We start from the raw sequence: 14,665 nt of genomic DNA on the forward strand, positions 1-14,665 counted from the left end.
AGTTTATTCCGAATAAGATACTAAATGCGAAACAGGAAACTTTTTGACATTCAAATGAATCAGACTGAGCATCGGGAATACCTTGCAAATGCTCCGTTTTTAATAATAGAGCGCTTGCAATCATAGTTATACAACTCTTAATCGATATAAACTCTATTCATCAAAAACATTTGTCGCGGAAATCTCAGTTTCAATTTTCTACCGTACAATACCCCCGGATTATTTTTTGAGAATAGCTTTATTCAGCAATCTTGAGCTATGATGAATAGAAATGATATCAATGTTCTTCACTGAAACAATTTTATAAACGATCCTGTAATTTCCCAGAATTATCTCTCTGATATTCTTATTACCAATTTCAGGTACGATCTTTCCAGCCAAAGGATATTTCTCCAGTTTTAAGGTAACCTCAAAAAATCGTCTTGCTTGAATTCGTGCAAACTTTGCGGAATCTTTCGCGATAAACTTTGCAATATTATCAATGTCGTCAATTGCCTGCTCAGTCCAACTTACTTCAACCATTTCTTCAATTTTTCCTTTGCTTGCTTCGTAGAAACCTTTTTTCCTTTAGCAGATTGTTCCAGCCCGGTTTCAACTTTTTGGAGGAATAAGACACGATCCAGAAGATCCTCAATCGAAAATTTTTCCGGAAGATCCTTAATGGACAAGAGTAATTTAGTTTTAGTCAGCATAGGAAAAGAATTTGACCCTAAGTTACAAAATAAAGCACGAATTATTTCAAGATATCCCGGAGAATACCAAAGACATCACGCGAAGTGATTTTATTCTCGTTTTTTCCTCCACCAATGAAAACCGGCCAGTCATTCTTCGATTCCGGAATTCTTCCGTGTGATCCTTTCACCAAAGTTGCGTCGAGCGGAATTACATCCATCAGGTAGCGGAATCCTAATTTCTTTTTAATAATTTTTGATCCGACTTTCAATGCAGGTGCAGCGATCTGCGGATCAAGAAATAATTCTACAGGATCGTAGCCGGGCTTTTTATGGATCTCTACCGTGCGCGCGAAGTCAGGCGCTTTTTTATCATCGAGCCAATAATAATAAGTGAACCAGGAATTTTTGTCGGCAACACAAATCAAATCGCCTGAACGATCATGATCCAGGAAATATTTTTTCTGCTCGTTTTTATCCAGCACCATTTCTACTCCGTTGGTTTTTACGAGGAGGGCTTTTACTTTTTCAATTTCAATTTTTTCCTTCACATATACATGCGCGAGCTGGTGATCGCACACCGCGAATGCGCGCGATGCACCTGCGTCAAGAAGTTCAAGACCGCTTTCTTCCCGAATGGAGATGAAATTATTTTTCCGAAGCACACGATTCAGATGAACAGGATTATTCACCGAAGTAATTCCATATTCAGACAGCACGACCGCTTTCACATTTCTCTTTTCATAAAATGAAATTAATTTTTCACAAACACGATCAATCTCATTCAGATCAATTTTATTTTTCGCTACATCATTTCCATTCCTCTGAAAACAATAATCGAGATGTGGCAGATATACCAATGAAAGTGTGGGCGAATATCGCTCTTCTACTTTCATGGAAGCATCAGCAATCCATTGCGAAGAACGGATACTTGTCTTCGGCCCCCAGAAATCAAACAGCGGAAAAATTCCAAGCTCATTCTGCAATTCATCGCGCAGCGCAGAAGGATGAGAATAAATATCGGGCAATTTCAATCCGTCGGCGTGATATTGCGGGCGCGGCGTTACGGAAAAATCGGCTGACGAATACATATTGTACCACCAGAACATATTTGCGCAGGTGAAATCCGGATTCTCTTTCTTCATCACTTCCCATATCTTTTCCGCCTGCACCAGTTTATTCGACTGACTCCAGAATTTTACCTCACACTCCTCGGAAAAATACCAACCATTGCCAACGATCCCATGTTCCTTCGGATTTTTCCCGGTGAGATAAGTGGATTGAACGGAACAGGTGACAGCGGGAAGAATGGGATGCACAAGAGAAATATTTTTTTTCTCCGACCATTTTTTTAGAAACGGAGCGTGCTCCCCGATGAGAGACCGGGTAAGTCCAACGACGTTGATGACTGCGATTCGATTCATTTATTATAGTTGCGAATTATCCCGAAAATGTTCGGGACGAATATACAAATTACGAATGCGGGAACGGAATGAGGAAAGTGCGGATATACGAATTACGAATAGGGGAACGAAGTGCGAATAGGTGCGAAAATGCGAAGTGCGAATTTACAAATTACGAATGCGGGAACGGAATGCGGAAAGTGCGGATATACGAATTACGAATGAAATCATCGGTACTGATTTCCCTCACCAACTTAAGTGAGCATCATCATTCAGTAAACTTTTCATCGAATCTACTTTTGAAATGATTAATAGCATAATCATTCATCCCATTGAATTTTAACCGCTAACTATTCATCTTCTATTCTTATTCTCAGAAGGTGAAGAAAATTTATCGACAAAATGGATTCAGAAAATAAACCGGACAGAAGAAAATTTCTCCGCTCCTCTTTTCTTGCATTGGGCGCCGGTTTTTTATCCGGTTCATTGCTTGAGTCGTGCGATCCTGAAAATGATACTGGAGAACAAGTGGCTGTTCTTACTCCGGATGGGAAATTAGTTTCGGTGCCGAAATCAAAATTATCCAGTGAACATTCAGTAATTACAAATGCCGAAGGGCGCGAAGGAATTCCTGGAAGAAAATTTGTAATGGTCATTGATCTTTCAAAATGTGATGGCTGTGGAAAATGCACTGAAGCCTGCAATAAAATGCACTTTCTTCCTCCCACGAAAGAATGGATTGAAGTTTTGAAAATGCAGGATAACACGGAAGAAGCGCCTTACTGGTTTCCGAAAAACTGTTTTCATTGCGACAACCCACCCTGTACAAAAGTTTGCCCGGTTGATGCAACTTTTAAACGCGAAGATGGAATTGTTGCAATTGATAATGAGCGATGCATTGGTTGCAGATTTTGTATGGCAGCATGTCCTTATTCTGCGCGCACGTTCAATTGGGCTGAACCCATTAAACCAAATATCATAGAATCAAATGAATCAATAGAACATGTTTTTCAGAGTAAAAAAGGTTGCGTTGAAAAATGTGATTTCTGTCCGCACATGGCGAGAGAAGGAAAACTTCCTGGTTGCGTAACAGGTTGCCCTATGGATGCTATTTATTTCGGAGATGAAATTGAAGATGCGGTTACAGATGGGTCGGGCAATACGTTCCGCCTTTCGCAAATGCTCGAAGAAAAATCTGCGTATCGCTTCATGGAAGAATTAGGAACACAACCGCGTGTATATTATTTGCCGCCGTATAGCAGGATGTATCCTGGGCCGGAAAAAAATCAGCAATCTTAATGACAAAGCAACTGTCCATACAGAATGAATTGATGAGTAAGATGCAGCCATTTTCTGTGAAAGGAAAAATACTGATCTGGCTGCTTACATTAATTTTTCTTGCAGGAATTTTTGCCTACATCTATCAACTGAAGAACGGGCTTGTGGTGACAGCTATGAGAGATTATGTGAGTTGGGGATTATATATTTCTGTTTTTATTTTTTTTATCGGGATCAGTCACGTAGGTGCGCTCATGTCGGCGATCCTGAGATTAACAAAAGCAGAATGGCGATATCCCATTACGAGAATGGCGGAAGCGATTACGTTTTCATCTTTGCTCTTCGCTGCGCTGATGCCGATCTTCGATTTAGGCCGCCCCGATCGCTTGCTGCATCTTTTATTTTATGGAAGAATTCAGTCGCCAATACTCTGGGATGTAATGGCCATCCTGACTTATTTTTTCGGGAGTATTCTTTTTCTTTATCTCCCGATGATTCCGGATCTCGCTTTGTTGCGCGATTCAAAAAAAATTTCAACGGTAAGAAAATTTATTTATTCAAAACTTTCTCTCGGATGGAACAATCTTCCCGAACAGAAAAAACTTCTTGATAAGTGTATTGGCATAATGACCCTAATAATTATTCCGATTGCTGTTTCCGTTCACACCGTTGTTTCGTGGTTATTTGCAATGACGCTTCGCCCGGGATGGTCAAGCACCATCTTCGGCCCCTATTTCGTTGCAGGTGCAATTATGTCGGGATGTGCTGCTGTAATTATTGCGATGGCTGGCTTCCGCAAAGCATATCATCTTGAAAAATATATTACGCTTAAACATTTCCAGCGGTTATCGATTTTACTGCTCACACTGGCATTGATTTATTTTTATTTCAATGTGAATGAATATGGAGTTCCCGCTTACAAAATGGAGCGCGGCGAAAAAGAATTACTTACTGATCTCTTCTACGGAAAGTACAGTTGGATTTACTGGATGGTACAAACTGCAGGATTGTTTATTCCAATGGTAATGCTTGCGTTTTCAGCAATAAGAAAATCTGTTCCCTCGATGGTAATTGCTTCAGTTTTGATTGTGCTGGGCTCATTGGTAAAAAGATATCTCGTCGTTATTCCAACACTGCTTCATCCGTTTATCCCTATACAAAATGCAGTTAAAGGATATGGCAATTATTTTCCAAGTGCAGCCGAATGGATGATAGTTGCAGGTTCTTTTGCAGGTTTTTTCCTGGTGTACATAGGGTTCTCAAAATTATTTCCAATTGTTCCAATCGTAGAAACAGCAGAGAATTTCACCATAGAAAAAAGCATCGATGAATAAAATAAAATTCATAGTATTTTTTCTGTTGACCCTTGTTTTCGCAAAAGTTTCAGGAGCAGAAAAAGATTCGTGTACAATAAAAATGAATGTGCTTAAAACCGATAGCGGTTATATCATTTCTGCATGGGTTCATAAAAAAGAAAAAGAAATTCCACTTAAAGATATTTCAGTGGTTTTCGAAGTGAAGAGATTATTCGGATGGATGGAATTGCCGGAAGAAACAACCGACAGTACAGGACGCGCACAGGTATTTATTCCAATGGATCTTCCTCCACAACCAGATCATGGGTTAATGACTATTAAAGTTGTAATTGAAGATAATGATGATGTGAATGACGCATCAGGCCAAATTGAATTTAAAACAATACGTCAGCCCGATTTGAAAACGCAAAAAACAAGTAGAGCAATATGGGCATCCAAAGCGCCGGTATGGCTGATCATTGTGGTGAGTGTTCTGCTTGGCGGCGTCTGGCTAACCTATGCCTTCGTACTCAAAACTATGCGCTCTATTAAAAAGATAAATAAGTCCAACACATGAAAAAAATAATATTACTTCTGTCTTTTACAATTTTTGCGTTCCAGCAAAAAACACAATGGGTGGCTCCGCCCTCTGCCGATAAATTAAAGAATCCGGTTGCTGCTGATGAGAATTCGATTAATGCAGGCAAACTGATTTATTCGCCACAATGCAAATCCTGCCATGGATCAAAAGGAAAAGGTGATGGCCCGAAAGCAGCAGACTTTGATGTTTCAGTAGGAGATTTTACTTCCGAAAATTTCAGGTCGCAGTCCGACGGAGCCATCTTCTGGAAAATCGGTGAAGGGAAAAAACCGATGCCCGCTTTCAAAGGAAAACTCAGTGATGACCAGCGATGGAATCTTGTGAATTATATCAGGACACTTGGAGCAATAAAAAAATAATTTGAGGAAAGTCATTATTCCTCCTGACTGAAATCATTTTGTACTCATTTCAATTTTCAAATTTTTGTGTCACAAATTTTTATTAGCCATGAAAAACATTCTTACACTATTTGTATTTGTTATAGTTATTTCTGGAAATGTTTTTTCCCAGGACAGCATTAAACCTTCTCCCACCTTTGGAGAATTGAAATACGTGATCACCGGCGATGTGTTTTACGGATTCAAATATCTTTCATCACCAAGAGGAAACACCGCCACATTTACAACACTCGGTTACAACCCGGTGATCCTGTACAAACTTTCTGATAAACTATTCTTTGAAGGTGAAATAGAATTTCAAACCAGCCGCTGGCAGGAAGATCCCTCACTCACGAGCGGAAATGCTGCAGCAGAAGGGGTGGCAGTTGAACTTGAATATGCAAATATGAATTATGTTATAAATAAATATATGCTGTTTAAAGCAGGAGCGCTGTTCACTCCTTATGGAGTTTTTGAAGATTGGTATCACCAGCGAATCTCCAACCGTTTCACGAGTCGCCCGGTTGGAATTGGCCACGGAGGTATTGAACCCGGATCGGATGAAGGAATTGAACTGAATGGCGGAATTCCCATTGGCATAGCCAAGATGCATTACGCTGTTGCTTTACTCAATGGAGCGAAATTGATTACACAGCAGGAAGACGCATCAAATACCACAACACAAAACATAGGCAACCTCGAGTATGAAAATATTATTGATAATAATACGAACAAAGCATTGGTCGCCCGAATAGGAATTCTGCCTTTCTCTGATAATTGTTTAGAATTCGGAGGATGGTATGGAAGCCAGGTGGTAAGCGCAACCGGTGATAAATTAAATTCAAATGTGAAAGCAATTCATTCCGGAGTTTATTTTTCTTTTGCGAAAGATATTGAACCCATTAAGGGAACAATCACTGTTCGTTCTCAATATTCAATGCTGTCGGTTGGAAATTTTCTTTACACTTTATCGAGCGATACAGGAACAAACATCGGAAAGCAATACTCATTTGCAAACAACAATAGTCACGCCTATTATGCTTCTTTTAATTATCGCGGGGCAATGATGAAAAATAAATACCTCAAGCGAATTGAAGTAGGCGTTCGTTATGGTTCTGTTACTTATCCTGACAAAGCCTATGGCAACTGGATAATGCCAACTACATCTTCTGCGGCAAAAAGCAGAACGCAATTAGCTTACGTGGTGGATTACTGGCTGAAATGGAATGCAGTTATTAAAATCGCTTATGAACAGAATTACATTGCTAAAGACCCGGTTAAGGGAACAACACCTGCTACCCCGCCGGGAACATTGGTGATACAATTTGCAATGGGATTATAAAATTTTAAATTGAAGGTCATGAAAAAAATAAAAAATATTCTGTTCGTTGCAATAACGTTAATCGCACTTGCAACTATCGGTGGAAGTTGCGGCGCAAGTAAAGATATTGAATCGGAAAAAAGCGGCTCACAACTCTGGGGCGAAAATTGTTCCAGATGCCACAATGCGCCTGCCTCGTCTGTTTATTCTCCCGCCCAATGGGAGGTTCTGGTGATGCACATGAAGACACGGGCCATGATCCCCGATGAAGAATGCAAAAAAATTCTTGAGTTTCTTCAGTCAGGACAATAAGCGATTCATTTCATTTTTTCCAAAAGCCATTTCAATTCACGGATGATGGATTCATCAATCGGCAATTTTTCTTCTTTTGGTAAAACATCCCACGTGTAGGTTTCTACTTCGAGATGAGAAGTAAATTTATTTTTTTTCAGGATCTCAAAAACTTCCAGGATGTCTTCCTGCGTAGAAGCGAGCGCACTATAAGCGGGCATGAACACAGGCACATGGTAATGCGTGCGCCACTCGACCCAGTCTTTATTTTCAAATTCTTTTAATGCATCAGGAAGATCTGTAAAATGGCGCAGTTCTCCTTTATTATTTTTTGCAATCGTCTGGTGGAGATAAGTTGACTCTGCGAATGAAGAATATTTTTCCAGGATATTTTTTCGATCTGCTTTTTCTTCCGTGAGGACTTTCAGCGCGGAACTGATCTGCACTTTCCCGATTTTAATTCCTGCATTCTGAAATTTCGCGATCACGCTTCCCGGTTCTTCAAATTCCACAGCAAAATGGCAAACATCATAACAGATGCGGATGTGGTCAAGGATGAGTTTTGTTGCTTCTTCATTATTCAAACCATTTTTGTCGTTGAAATAATTTACGCCGAATGGAATGAGATAATTTTTAAAAAAGAAAATTGTTTCATCAGAATTCTCCAGCAGGCAACGCGGCTCCGGTTCAATATCGAGATGAATTATTTTCCCTGTCGAATTCCTGATCGCCGCCATTTCCTCCACGCATTTCATCAAATGAAAACAGGAAGACTTAATAATAAAATCCAACTGGGCGGTGTCTTTGATCCACGGTTTGAAAGATAACGGAGAAGTTGAAATTCCTCCTTCGGAATTTTCTGAGATTAATTCGGCCATCACATTGATGAGGTCAAGCGTGTATTGCAAACGAAGATCGGTGGTCCAGTCGGGTTTGTACACTTCATCTTTTACAATGGAATGATGAAAATTCCCGAATGGAAATCCATTCATCGTGAAAACATAACAATCCTTCCCCTTCAACCACGATTTGAATTCATCGAGATGATTTTCCGTCAACAGGACGCCTGCTGCTTCCGCACTCAATCGTAAACCAATTCCGAATTTTTTATCGGGAGAAACTGAATTTTTAATTCCGGGAATATTTTTCTTCAGCGCAGCGAAAACTTCTTCCCACGTTTCACCGGGATGAATGTTGGAACAATACGTGAGATGTAAATTCTCCGCGATCTCCATTTTCAGGATTTGAAATTCTTCAGAAAACCAACAGCATTCATCATCAGTTGCTCATGCACTTCATGAACTTCAATTCCTTTCCCGATCTTCTCCAGCAACATAATGGTCAATTCTCCCCCGAGATGTTCACGGAATTCCTGCAACCCTTCAAGTAAATTATTTTCCATCTCATTCGCGAACAATTTGAAATTTAATTTTTCCGAAAGATTGATGAGGCGCAACAATTCTTTTTCGCTCAATTTCCCAATGAGATTTGAATAAACGGCATCCAAACACATTCCAATAACCACGGCCTCACCATGACGAATTTCATACTTGCTCAATTGTTCAATCTTGTGCGCACTCCAGTGTCCGTAATCCAGCGGGCGCGAACTTCCTTGTTCAAAAGGATCGACGCTGGCAATATGTTGCAAATGCATCGAGGCGCAAACGTAAATTAATTGCTTAATAATTTTTTCATCACGATTATTTAATTCGTCTGCATGCTTCTCGATGAAATCAAAAAAATCTGCGTCTTTCACCAACGCAACTTTTATCGCTTCCGCAATTCCACAACGGAAATCACGATCATCTAAAGTTTTCAGAAAAGAACAATCGTTGATAACAGCAAAGGGTGGGGCAAAAGTTCCCAGAAAATTTTTCTTCCCGAAATAATTTATTCCATTTTTCACACCAACACCAGAATCGTTTTGAGATAAAACAGTTGACGGAAAACGAATGTGACGAATTCCACGATGAGAAATCGCAGCAGCGAATCCAACAACATCAAGAACGGCTCCTCCTCCAATTGCAACAACATAAGAATGTCGATCCATTTTATTTTCATCAATTGCCGAAAGAATATTTTGAAGAACTCCGAAATCATTTTTTGCTGTTTCTCCTCCACCAACAATCATTCTTGCTGTTGCCAATTTGTAAGGGGAATTTTTAAAATAATTTTCAATTCGATTTACTAAATCCAAATCAGTTCCAACAACTGCATTGTCGATTACAAAAAGAAATTTACTCCCTGCTTGAATTCCACATTGTGCGAAAATATCTTCTTTGTTTTTTTCTCGATCAAAAAATGAATCGACAAAAAAAACCGGGTAGGAAAAATTTATTTTGAATTGCTGGCGGATCACGGCGGTTTTCTGAAATTGATTCCGAAATTACCAATAAGTTCTCTCCCGATAACAATCGGGATTCTCCAGAACGGACAAAAAACAAAGATCAAAAAATCACGTTACAGAAAAAACCTTTGCAAGTAAAACAGAAACAGGAAGCAGCGCGAGGACGATCAAAGCATAGTGCCAGCCCATGAATGAAACGGAAATGGTAGCGTCCATCGCTATGAGTGCGAGCACGCCTGCTTTCACTGCCTTGCGGATATTCATTGGTGCGGGATCGGAAAACGCATTGAAAAGCGGCTGGTAAATGAGCGCGGCGAACAGGATGGCAAAAGCATCTGTGATGAAAATATCTGTTTTATGGATCACATAAAATGGAATAAAAAGTAATCCGGCGATCACCATCAAATAAAAAAATCCGGCAACAAGAATTGCTTTTTTATTTCCGCCCATTACTTCCCCGCGGCTGATCATGGTAATTGCAGCAATGTAAATGACCGGCAGGATCGCGAGCGGATAGCAATTGCGCAGGATCCAAACGGACGCGCTCATTCCTAATAATAAATTCCCACCGCGGCATAATCCCATATTGAGTGGGCCGAAAAATTTATGCGGCTTTGCGAAAAAATCGTAATTCAATGCGAATAACGCAACGAAAAAAGCTACTACTCCGCTGAGAAGTGAAACCATGCACGCCGCGCAAATCCCAAAGATCAGAAGGCAAATTCCGAAAATGGAGGCGCCTTTCCTGCTTGCCAATCCACTTGGAATAGATCGTTCCGGCCTTTCAATTTTATCCAGTTCAGCATCCGCAACATCATTCATTACCACACCACCGCCATACAAACCGATCGTTGCAATAATGAGAAAAAAAAGTTTTGAAGAATGATCCGTTACCGTGTCGTAATCTTTCCAGGTTACTAATGAAAATCCCGCGAGGATATCGGCGACTGCCGTCACAATATTTGCGGGACGCATCAATCGTAAATACGCGAGAATAGTTTTCATTTCACCAATGGATAAATCACATTCAACGATTATTTTTCAGGAAAGAAAAATACACAATGCCAAATGACATTGAACATTATTTTTTTCACCTGATGATTTATAGTTTTCATTTCACCAATGGATAAATCACATTCAACGATTATTTTTCAGGAAAGAAAAATACACAATGCCAAATGACATTGAACATTATTTTTTTCACCTGATGATTTTCGGATCCTTCTCTTCCACCAATGGTTTTTGTCCGCCGCGCAGAATGGAATTGCCATGATATTTCAGGTTCTGATCAACGGGATCTGCATTCAGCCAATCGCTCTCGTTGAATTGTCCGCTTTGTCCGAATGCTTCAAGCGCATTGGAGTAACAGACTTTTTTCACATCGTCTTCAGAAATTCCGCGCTCCAGCATCAGCGCGGCAGTTTTCGGAACGGCCAGCGGATCGCTCACGCCCCAGTCGGCTGCGGAGTTGATGAAAATATTCTTTGTACCATATTGCTTTACAATTTCCACCATACGTTCATTTCCCATTTTCGTGTGCGGGTAAATGGTGAAGCCCGCCCAGAATCCGCGGTCGAGCACTTCTTTCACGGTCTCTTCATTGTTATGATCGACGATCACCATGCGCGGGGAAAGGTTGTGTTCCAATACAACATCCATGCTGCGTGAAGTTCCTTTTTTCTTGTCGCGGTGCGGCGTATGGATCTGCACGGGAAGTTTTGCTTCTTTCGCCAATTCCAGTTGCAACCGGTAATATTTATCTTCAAGATCCGTCTGGTCGTCATAGCCGATCTCTCCTACTCCAACCACTCCGTCTTTGTAAATGAATTTCGGAAGCAGGTGCATCACCTGTTCGGCGAGCGCTTCGTTATTTGCTTCTTTTGAATTCAACCCGATGGTACAGTAATGTTTTATTCCGAATTGACTGGCACGGAATCTTTCGAAACCCACGAGCGTATTGAAATAATCGAGAAAAGTTCCGGCCGAAGTGCGCAATTGTCCCTGCCAGAAAGAAGGTTCAATGATGGCCACAATTCCGGCCTTGCGCATGGCTTCATAGTCGTCGGTCGTGCGCGAGACCATGTGTATGTGAGGATCGATGTATTTCATTCTGATAATTTACGATGTACAATTTACGATTTGAAATTCTGACTGGCTATTTTAAACTGACGCTGAGAACTGTCGCTTTTTTATTTAGTAGTCCATATTTCAACCCCGAGATTTCTCCAGTTGAGTTCTCCGCTTTCCACTTTCATTTTGTATTCACTCATCGCATAAATTTCTTCAGCATCAGTGATCTGGCATTGCGAACAACAGATTGCAGCTGCCATTCGCTCGAAATAATTTTCACTTCGCGATAGGCGATACATATCAGTCATGTCTTTCATTTCAAGAAAATCTCCAACCAATTGCCAGGTCTCCGGATTCAGTTCTCTTCCCGCAGCCCAGCGCTCGTGCGCGTAATCGCTTGCCATGTGCGCGAGTTTTTTATTCGGCCGCTTGTGTAAATTCTGAATTTTATACAATGGCTTTCCTACAAAAAGAGACTTCAACACCATCTGGTTGAATGCATCTTCCGGAAGATAATTCGACGGAAACGGGTTTTCATTGGCAACAGCTTCAAAAACTTCTCCCATATTTGAACGAACACCTTCCATGCATCGCGGAATAAATTTTTCCGGAAAATAAAAAAGAGGAAGCGCAGAATAGATCACCACCTGCTCACCGGCATCGGCCGTAGAAAAAAGATCTTCAATAGTATGCACATATTCAGTTTCATTCTCATTAGGAATCTGCAAAAGGATCAGCGTGCGGACCGCTTTATCAATTGAACGCGGCGGCCTCCATCCTTCACAGATCTTTCCGGCTTGCGCATATTCATCTGCAGAAAATTTCAATTCCGATCTTCCGAATAAGCGAACTGCTTTACTGAATGCATTCGATAAATAATCCGCCGAAGTATTTTCTTTCAGCCCGCTCAGCACGCTTTCCAGTTCCTCGTTAATATTTTTTTCAAGAATACCGCCCAGTTTTTCCTTCAGGAATTTCTTCGCCTTGGAAACATCAGTCGGTAAAAATGAAATTATACTCATCGTGCTTTTTATTGCATTGCAAATATACTAATGGGCATCTCTAAAAACACCGAAATGCAAGGCGGGATTTACTATTGGTAAATGAGGATTTTGAGGACGTAGCCCAACGCAGCAGTTCGAAGTTATTAGAGATGCCCTAATGTCATTGGCCAAATGTCATTAGCTATTGGACATTCGGAAATTCTCATTGGAAAATCATTTGCTTTTTTCTTTGGGCGTGCCCGACTCAGCATCATTCGGGCGGGCCTCACGCAAGGGAATATTTAGTTGCCTCTGAAACACCAGGTAGTGGGTCAGTTTGAAAATTCTTAGCGCCTTAGCGTCTTTGCGGTTTAATAAAAGAATGGTTTAGGAACCGCCCTTCAATTCTTCAGGGCAGGCTGCGGCGCCAAGGCGCGAAGTTGAATCGGAAAAGAGCAAACTGAGCCACTACCGAACACCAACCGAAAACAGGCAACTGCCAACAGTTAGCTACCTTTGCACGTATGTCATCCACCATTACGCCTTACGATTCCACGACCGGAAAAAAAACGCAGGTCGCAAAGATGTTCGACAACATCGCGCATCGGTACGATTTCATCAATACGTTGCTTTCGTTTGGAATTCACAAAAGCTGGAGAAGAAAAGCGGTGAAAAAACTTCTGAAGTTTCATCCCAAAACAGTTCTTGATGTGGCAACCGGCACCGGCGATTTTGCGATTGTAAGTCTGAAAAAACTTAATCCCGAAAAAATTGTCGGCGTGGATATTTCCGAAGGCATGCTCGCGTGCGGGAGAGAAAAACTGAAAAAAGCAGGACTCGAAAAAAAAATTAAATTGCAATATGGCGATTCGGAAAATCTTCCATTTGCTGATAATACTTTTGATGCGATCACCGTGGGATTCGGCGTCAGGAATTTTGAATCGCTTGAGAAAGGGCTTGCTTGCATGCTGCGTGTTCTTAAACCCGGCGGCACACTGGTGATCCTGGAATTTTCACGCCCTTCGAAATTCCCTGCAAAGCAATTCTACAATTTTCATTTTTATAAATTGACTCCCGCTATTGGCGGAATGATCTCGAAAGACAAAAAGGCCTATCGTTATCTTCCTGAATCGGTGAAAGTATTTCCCGACGGAAAAGCATTCACCGATATTCTTGAAAAAACCGGATTTGTGAATACAACAAGGCAACCTTTGGCTTTTGGCATCGCCTCTATCTATACAGGGATGAAGGAACAGGTTAAACAATAAACTTATCTTTGAACCCGTTAAATAATTGACAATGCGTTTCATTTTTTTGCGGTTCATTCTTTTTGTTTCACTGCTGCCGGCAGCACTTTGTGCACAACAGGGCGCGCAGTCGGCCATGAACCGTGCCGAATATTATGGCGACCCTATCCACTTCGGATTTTATCTCGGCGTAAACAGGACGAATTTCGTAATCACGCCCGTGCAAAACTGGAGAAGTGTGGCCGGCGATTCATTGAAAACAATTTTATCAAAGCCGGCTACCGGGTTCAACCTGGGAATTGTTTCAGAATTGCGAATGATGGAGTATGTAACGCTGCGTTTCACTCCCGATATTGCTTTCGGTTCGCGCGAACTCGAATACCATTTTGCCGGACAGGACACGTTCGATATTGTAAAAAAAGTAGAATCTACTTTTCTTGATTTCCCGCTCGATGTAAAAGTGCGTTCGAAACGTCTCGGAAATTTTGCAGCTTACATGATCGGTGGTGGAAAATATGTGCTCGATCTCGCATCGCAGAAAGATGTAAATAATGCTTCTGTTTCTTCGGCGCAGCAAGTGGTGAAGATCGCGAGAGACGACTGGGCCTACGAAGCAGGAGCCGGTGTCGATTTTTTTCTTCCTTATTTTAAATTCGGAATTGAGTTGAAACTTTCCATGGGACTGCGCAACCTGCTCATTAAAGACGACACCGTTTACGCACGCACGCTCGATTCGCTGAAATCGCAGGTGTTTCTTGTTTCCTTCACATTCGAGGGATAA

Annotated in this window: 16 protein-coding genes; 8 read left to right on the plus strand and 8 right to left on the minus strand. The window is 41.2% G+C overall.

Annotated elements, in window-relative coordinates; genetic code table 11:
* Nucleotides 1-219: 219 nt before the first annotated feature.
* Genes HY064_00790 through HY064_00800 form a run of 3 tightly spaced genes read right to left on the minus strand, consistent with a single transcriptional unit; the run spans nt 220 to nt 2,095 of the window.
* Nucleotides 220-522, minus strand: coding sequence for a type II toxin-antitoxin system RelE/ParE family toxin (locus tag HY064_00790; protein ID MBI3509168.1), 303 nt, complete (start codon nt 520-522; stop codon nt 220-222).
* Nucleotides 510-692 carry a hypothetical protein gene (locus HY064_00795; protein MBI3509169.1) on the minus strand — a complete coding sequence of 61 codons (183 nt, stop codon included), beginning with the start codon at nt 690-692 and terminating at the stop codon, nt 510-512. The genes HY064_00790 and HY064_00795 overlap by 13 nt, the downstream gene beginning before the upstream one ends.
* 41 nt (nt 693-733) lie before the next feature.
* Nucleotides 734-2,095 carry an alkaline phosphatase family protein gene (locus tag HY064_00800; protein MBI3509170.1) on the minus strand — a complete coding sequence of 454 codons (1,362 nt, stop codon included), beginning with the start codon at nt 2,093-2,095 and terminating at the stop codon, nt 734-736.
* A 381-nt stretch (nt 2,096-2,476) separates the two neighbouring features.
* Here HY064_00800 and HY064_00805 point away from each other — a divergent pair, with 381 nt between their 5' ends.
* The 6 genes from HY064_00805 (at nt 2,477) to HY064_00830 (ending at nt 7,258) form a co-directional block, all read left to right on the plus strand.
* Nucleotides 2,477-3,373 (plus strand): 4Fe-4S dicluster domain-containing protein, encoded by an 897-nt coding sequence (locus tag HY064_00805; GenBank protein ID MBI3509171.1) that lies wholly within the window; start codon nt 2,477-2,479, stop codon nt 3,371-3,373.
* Nucleotides 3,373-4,686 (plus strand): polysulfide reductase NrfD, encoded by a 1,314-nt coding sequence (nrfD, locus tag HY064_00810; GenBank protein MBI3509172.1) that lies wholly within the window; start codon nt 3,373-3,375, stop codon nt 4,684-4,686. Before HY064_00805 ends, nrfD begins: the two co-directional genes overlap by 1 nt.
* The gene (locus HY064_00815) at nt 4,679-5,224 is read left to right on the plus strand and encodes a hypothetical protein (GenBank protein MBI3509173.1); all 546 of its coding nucleotides are present in this window, start codon (nt 4,679-4,681) and stop codon (nt 5,222-5,224) included. Before nrfD ends, HY064_00815 begins: the two co-directional genes overlap by 8 nt.
* Entirely contained in the window at nt 5,221-5,607 is a 387-nt protein-coding gene (locus tag HY064_00820) for a cytochrome c (protein MBI3509174.1), read from the plus strand. The genes HY064_00815 and HY064_00820 overlap by 4 nt, the downstream gene beginning before the upstream one ends.
* Nucleotides 5,608-5,695: 88 nt before the next feature.
* A complete protein-coding gene (locus HY064_00825) occupies nt 5,696-6,967 on the plus strand; it encodes a hypothetical protein (GenBank protein MBI3509175.1) in 1,272 nt (423 codons plus the stop codon).
* 18 nt (nt 6,968-6,985) lie between these two features.
* Nucleotides 6,986-7,258, plus strand: a complete 273-nt coding sequence (locus tag HY064_00830; protein MBI3509176.1) for a cytochrome c — start codon at nt 6,986-6,988, stop codon at nt 7,256-7,258.
* Between the two features lie 5 nt (nt 7,259-7,263).
* Here the strand turns inward: HY064_00830 and eboE are convergent, their stop codons facing one another.
* The 5 genes from eboE to HY064_00855 form a co-directional block, all read right to left on the minus strand.
* Nucleotides 7,264-8,472 carry a metabolite traffic protein EboE gene (gene eboE, locus HY064_00835; protein ID MBI3509177.1) on the minus strand — a complete coding sequence of 403 codons (1,209 nt, stop codon included), beginning with the start codon at nt 8,470-8,472 and terminating at the stop codon, nt 7,264-7,266.
* 2 nt (nt 8,473-8,474) lie between these two features.
* Nucleotides 8,475-9,596 carry a 3-dehydroquinate synthase gene (locus HY064_00840; protein ID MBI3509178.1) on the minus strand — a complete coding sequence of 374 codons (1,122 nt, stop codon included), beginning with the start codon at nt 9,594-9,596 and terminating at the stop codon, nt 8,475-8,477.
* Nucleotides 9,597-9,692: 96 nt separating this feature from the next.
* Nucleotides 9,693-10,589 carry a UbiA-like protein EboC gene (gene eboC / locus HY064_00845; protein ID MBI3509179.1) on the minus strand — a complete coding sequence of 299 codons (897 nt, stop codon included), beginning with the start codon at nt 10,587-10,589 and terminating at the stop codon, nt 9,693-9,695.
* A gap of 195 nt (nt 10,590-10,784) precedes the next feature.
* On the minus strand, nt 10,785-11,693 hold the full coding sequence (locus HY064_00850; GenBank protein MBI3509180.1) for a TatD family hydrolase: 909 nt from the start codon (nt 11,691-11,693) through the stop codon (nt 10,785-10,787).
* 80 nt (nt 11,694-11,773) lie between these two features.
* Nucleotides 11,774-12,676, minus strand: a complete 903-nt coding sequence (locus HY064_00855) for an EboA domain-containing protein (protein MBI3509181.1) — start codon at nt 12,674-12,676, stop codon at nt 11,774-11,776.
* Between the two features lie 485 nt (nt 12,677-13,161).
* Between HY064_00855 and ubiE the strand changes: the two genes are divergently transcribed.
* Nucleotides 13,162-13,905, plus strand: coding sequence for a bifunctional demethylmenaquinone methyltransferase/2-methoxy-6-polyprenyl-1,4-benzoquinol methylase UbiE (gene ubiE, locus HY064_00860; GenBank protein ID MBI3509182.1), 744 nt, complete (start codon nt 13,162-13,164; stop codon nt 13,903-13,905).
* Between the two features lie 31 nt (nt 13,906-13,936).
* Nucleotides 13,937-14,665, plus strand: a complete 729-nt coding sequence (locus HY064_00865; protein MBI3509183.1) for a PorT family protein — start codon at nt 13,937-13,939, stop codon at nt 14,663-14,665.

Source organism: Bacteroidota bacterium (assembly GCA_016194975.1).
Classification (GTDB): domain Bacteria; phylum Bacteroidota; class Bacteroidia; order Palsa-965; family Palsa-965.

What these genes read in the sequence shown, in the direction of transcription:
- HY064_00805 (MBI3509171.1), top strand. Translation starts at nt 2,477, where the DNA reads ATGGATTCAGAAAATAAACCGGACAGAAGAAAATTTCTCCGCTCCTCT.
- HY064_00820 (MBI3509174.1), top strand. Translation starts at nt 5,221, where the DNA reads ATGAAAAAAATAATATTACTTCTGTCTTTTACAATTTTTGCGTTCCAG.
- HY064_00790 (MBI3509168.1), bottom strand. Translation starts at nt 522, where the DNA reads ATGGTTGAAGTAAGTTGGACTGAGCAGGCAATTGACGACATTGATAAT.
- HY064_00855 (MBI3509181.1), bottom strand. Translation starts at nt 12,676, where the DNA reads ATGAGTATAATTTCATTTTTACCGACTGATGTTTCCAAGGCGAAGAAA.
- HY064_00830 (MBI3509176.1), top strand. Translation starts at nt 6,986, where the DNA reads ATGAAAAAAATAAAAAATATTCTGTTCGTTGCAATAACGTTAATCGCA.
- HY064_00800 (MBI3509170.1), bottom strand. Translation starts at nt 2,095, where the DNA reads ATGAATCGAATCGCAGTCATCAACGTCGTTGGACTTACCCGGTCTCTC.
- eboC (MBI3509179.1), bottom strand. Translation starts at nt 10,589, where the DNA reads ATGAAAACTATTCTCGCGTATTTACGATTGATGCGTCCCGCAAATATT.
- HY064_00850 (MBI3509180.1), bottom strand. Translation starts at nt 11,693, where the DNA reads ATGAAATACATCGATCCTCACATACACATGGTCTCGCGCACGACCGAC.
- nrfD (MBI3509172.1), top strand. Translation starts at nt 3,373, where the DNA reads ATGACAAAGCAACTGTCCATACAGAATGAATTGATGAGTAAGATGCAG.
- HY064_00795 (MBI3509169.1), bottom strand. Translation starts at nt 692, where the DNA reads ATGCTGACTAAAACTAAATTACTCTTGTCCATTAAGGATCTTCCGGAA.
- eboE (MBI3509177.1), bottom strand. Translation starts at nt 8,472, where the DNA reads ATGGAGATCGCGGAGAATTTACATCTCACGTATTGTTCCAACATTCAT.
- HY064_00825 (MBI3509175.1), top strand. Translation starts at nt 5,696, where the DNA reads ATGAAAAACATTCTTACACTATTTGTATTTGTTATAGTTATTTCTGGA.
- HY064_00815 (MBI3509173.1), top strand. Translation starts at nt 4,679, where the DNA reads ATGAATAAAATAAAATTCATAGTATTTTTTCTGTTGACCCTTGTTTTC.
- ubiE (MBI3509182.1), top strand. Translation starts at nt 13,162, where the DNA reads ATGTCATCCACCATTACGCCTTACGATTCCACGACCGGAAAAAAAACG.
- HY064_00865 (MBI3509183.1), top strand. Translation starts at nt 13,937, where the DNA reads ATGCGTTTCATTTTTTTGCGGTTCATTCTTTTTGTTTCACTGCTGCCG.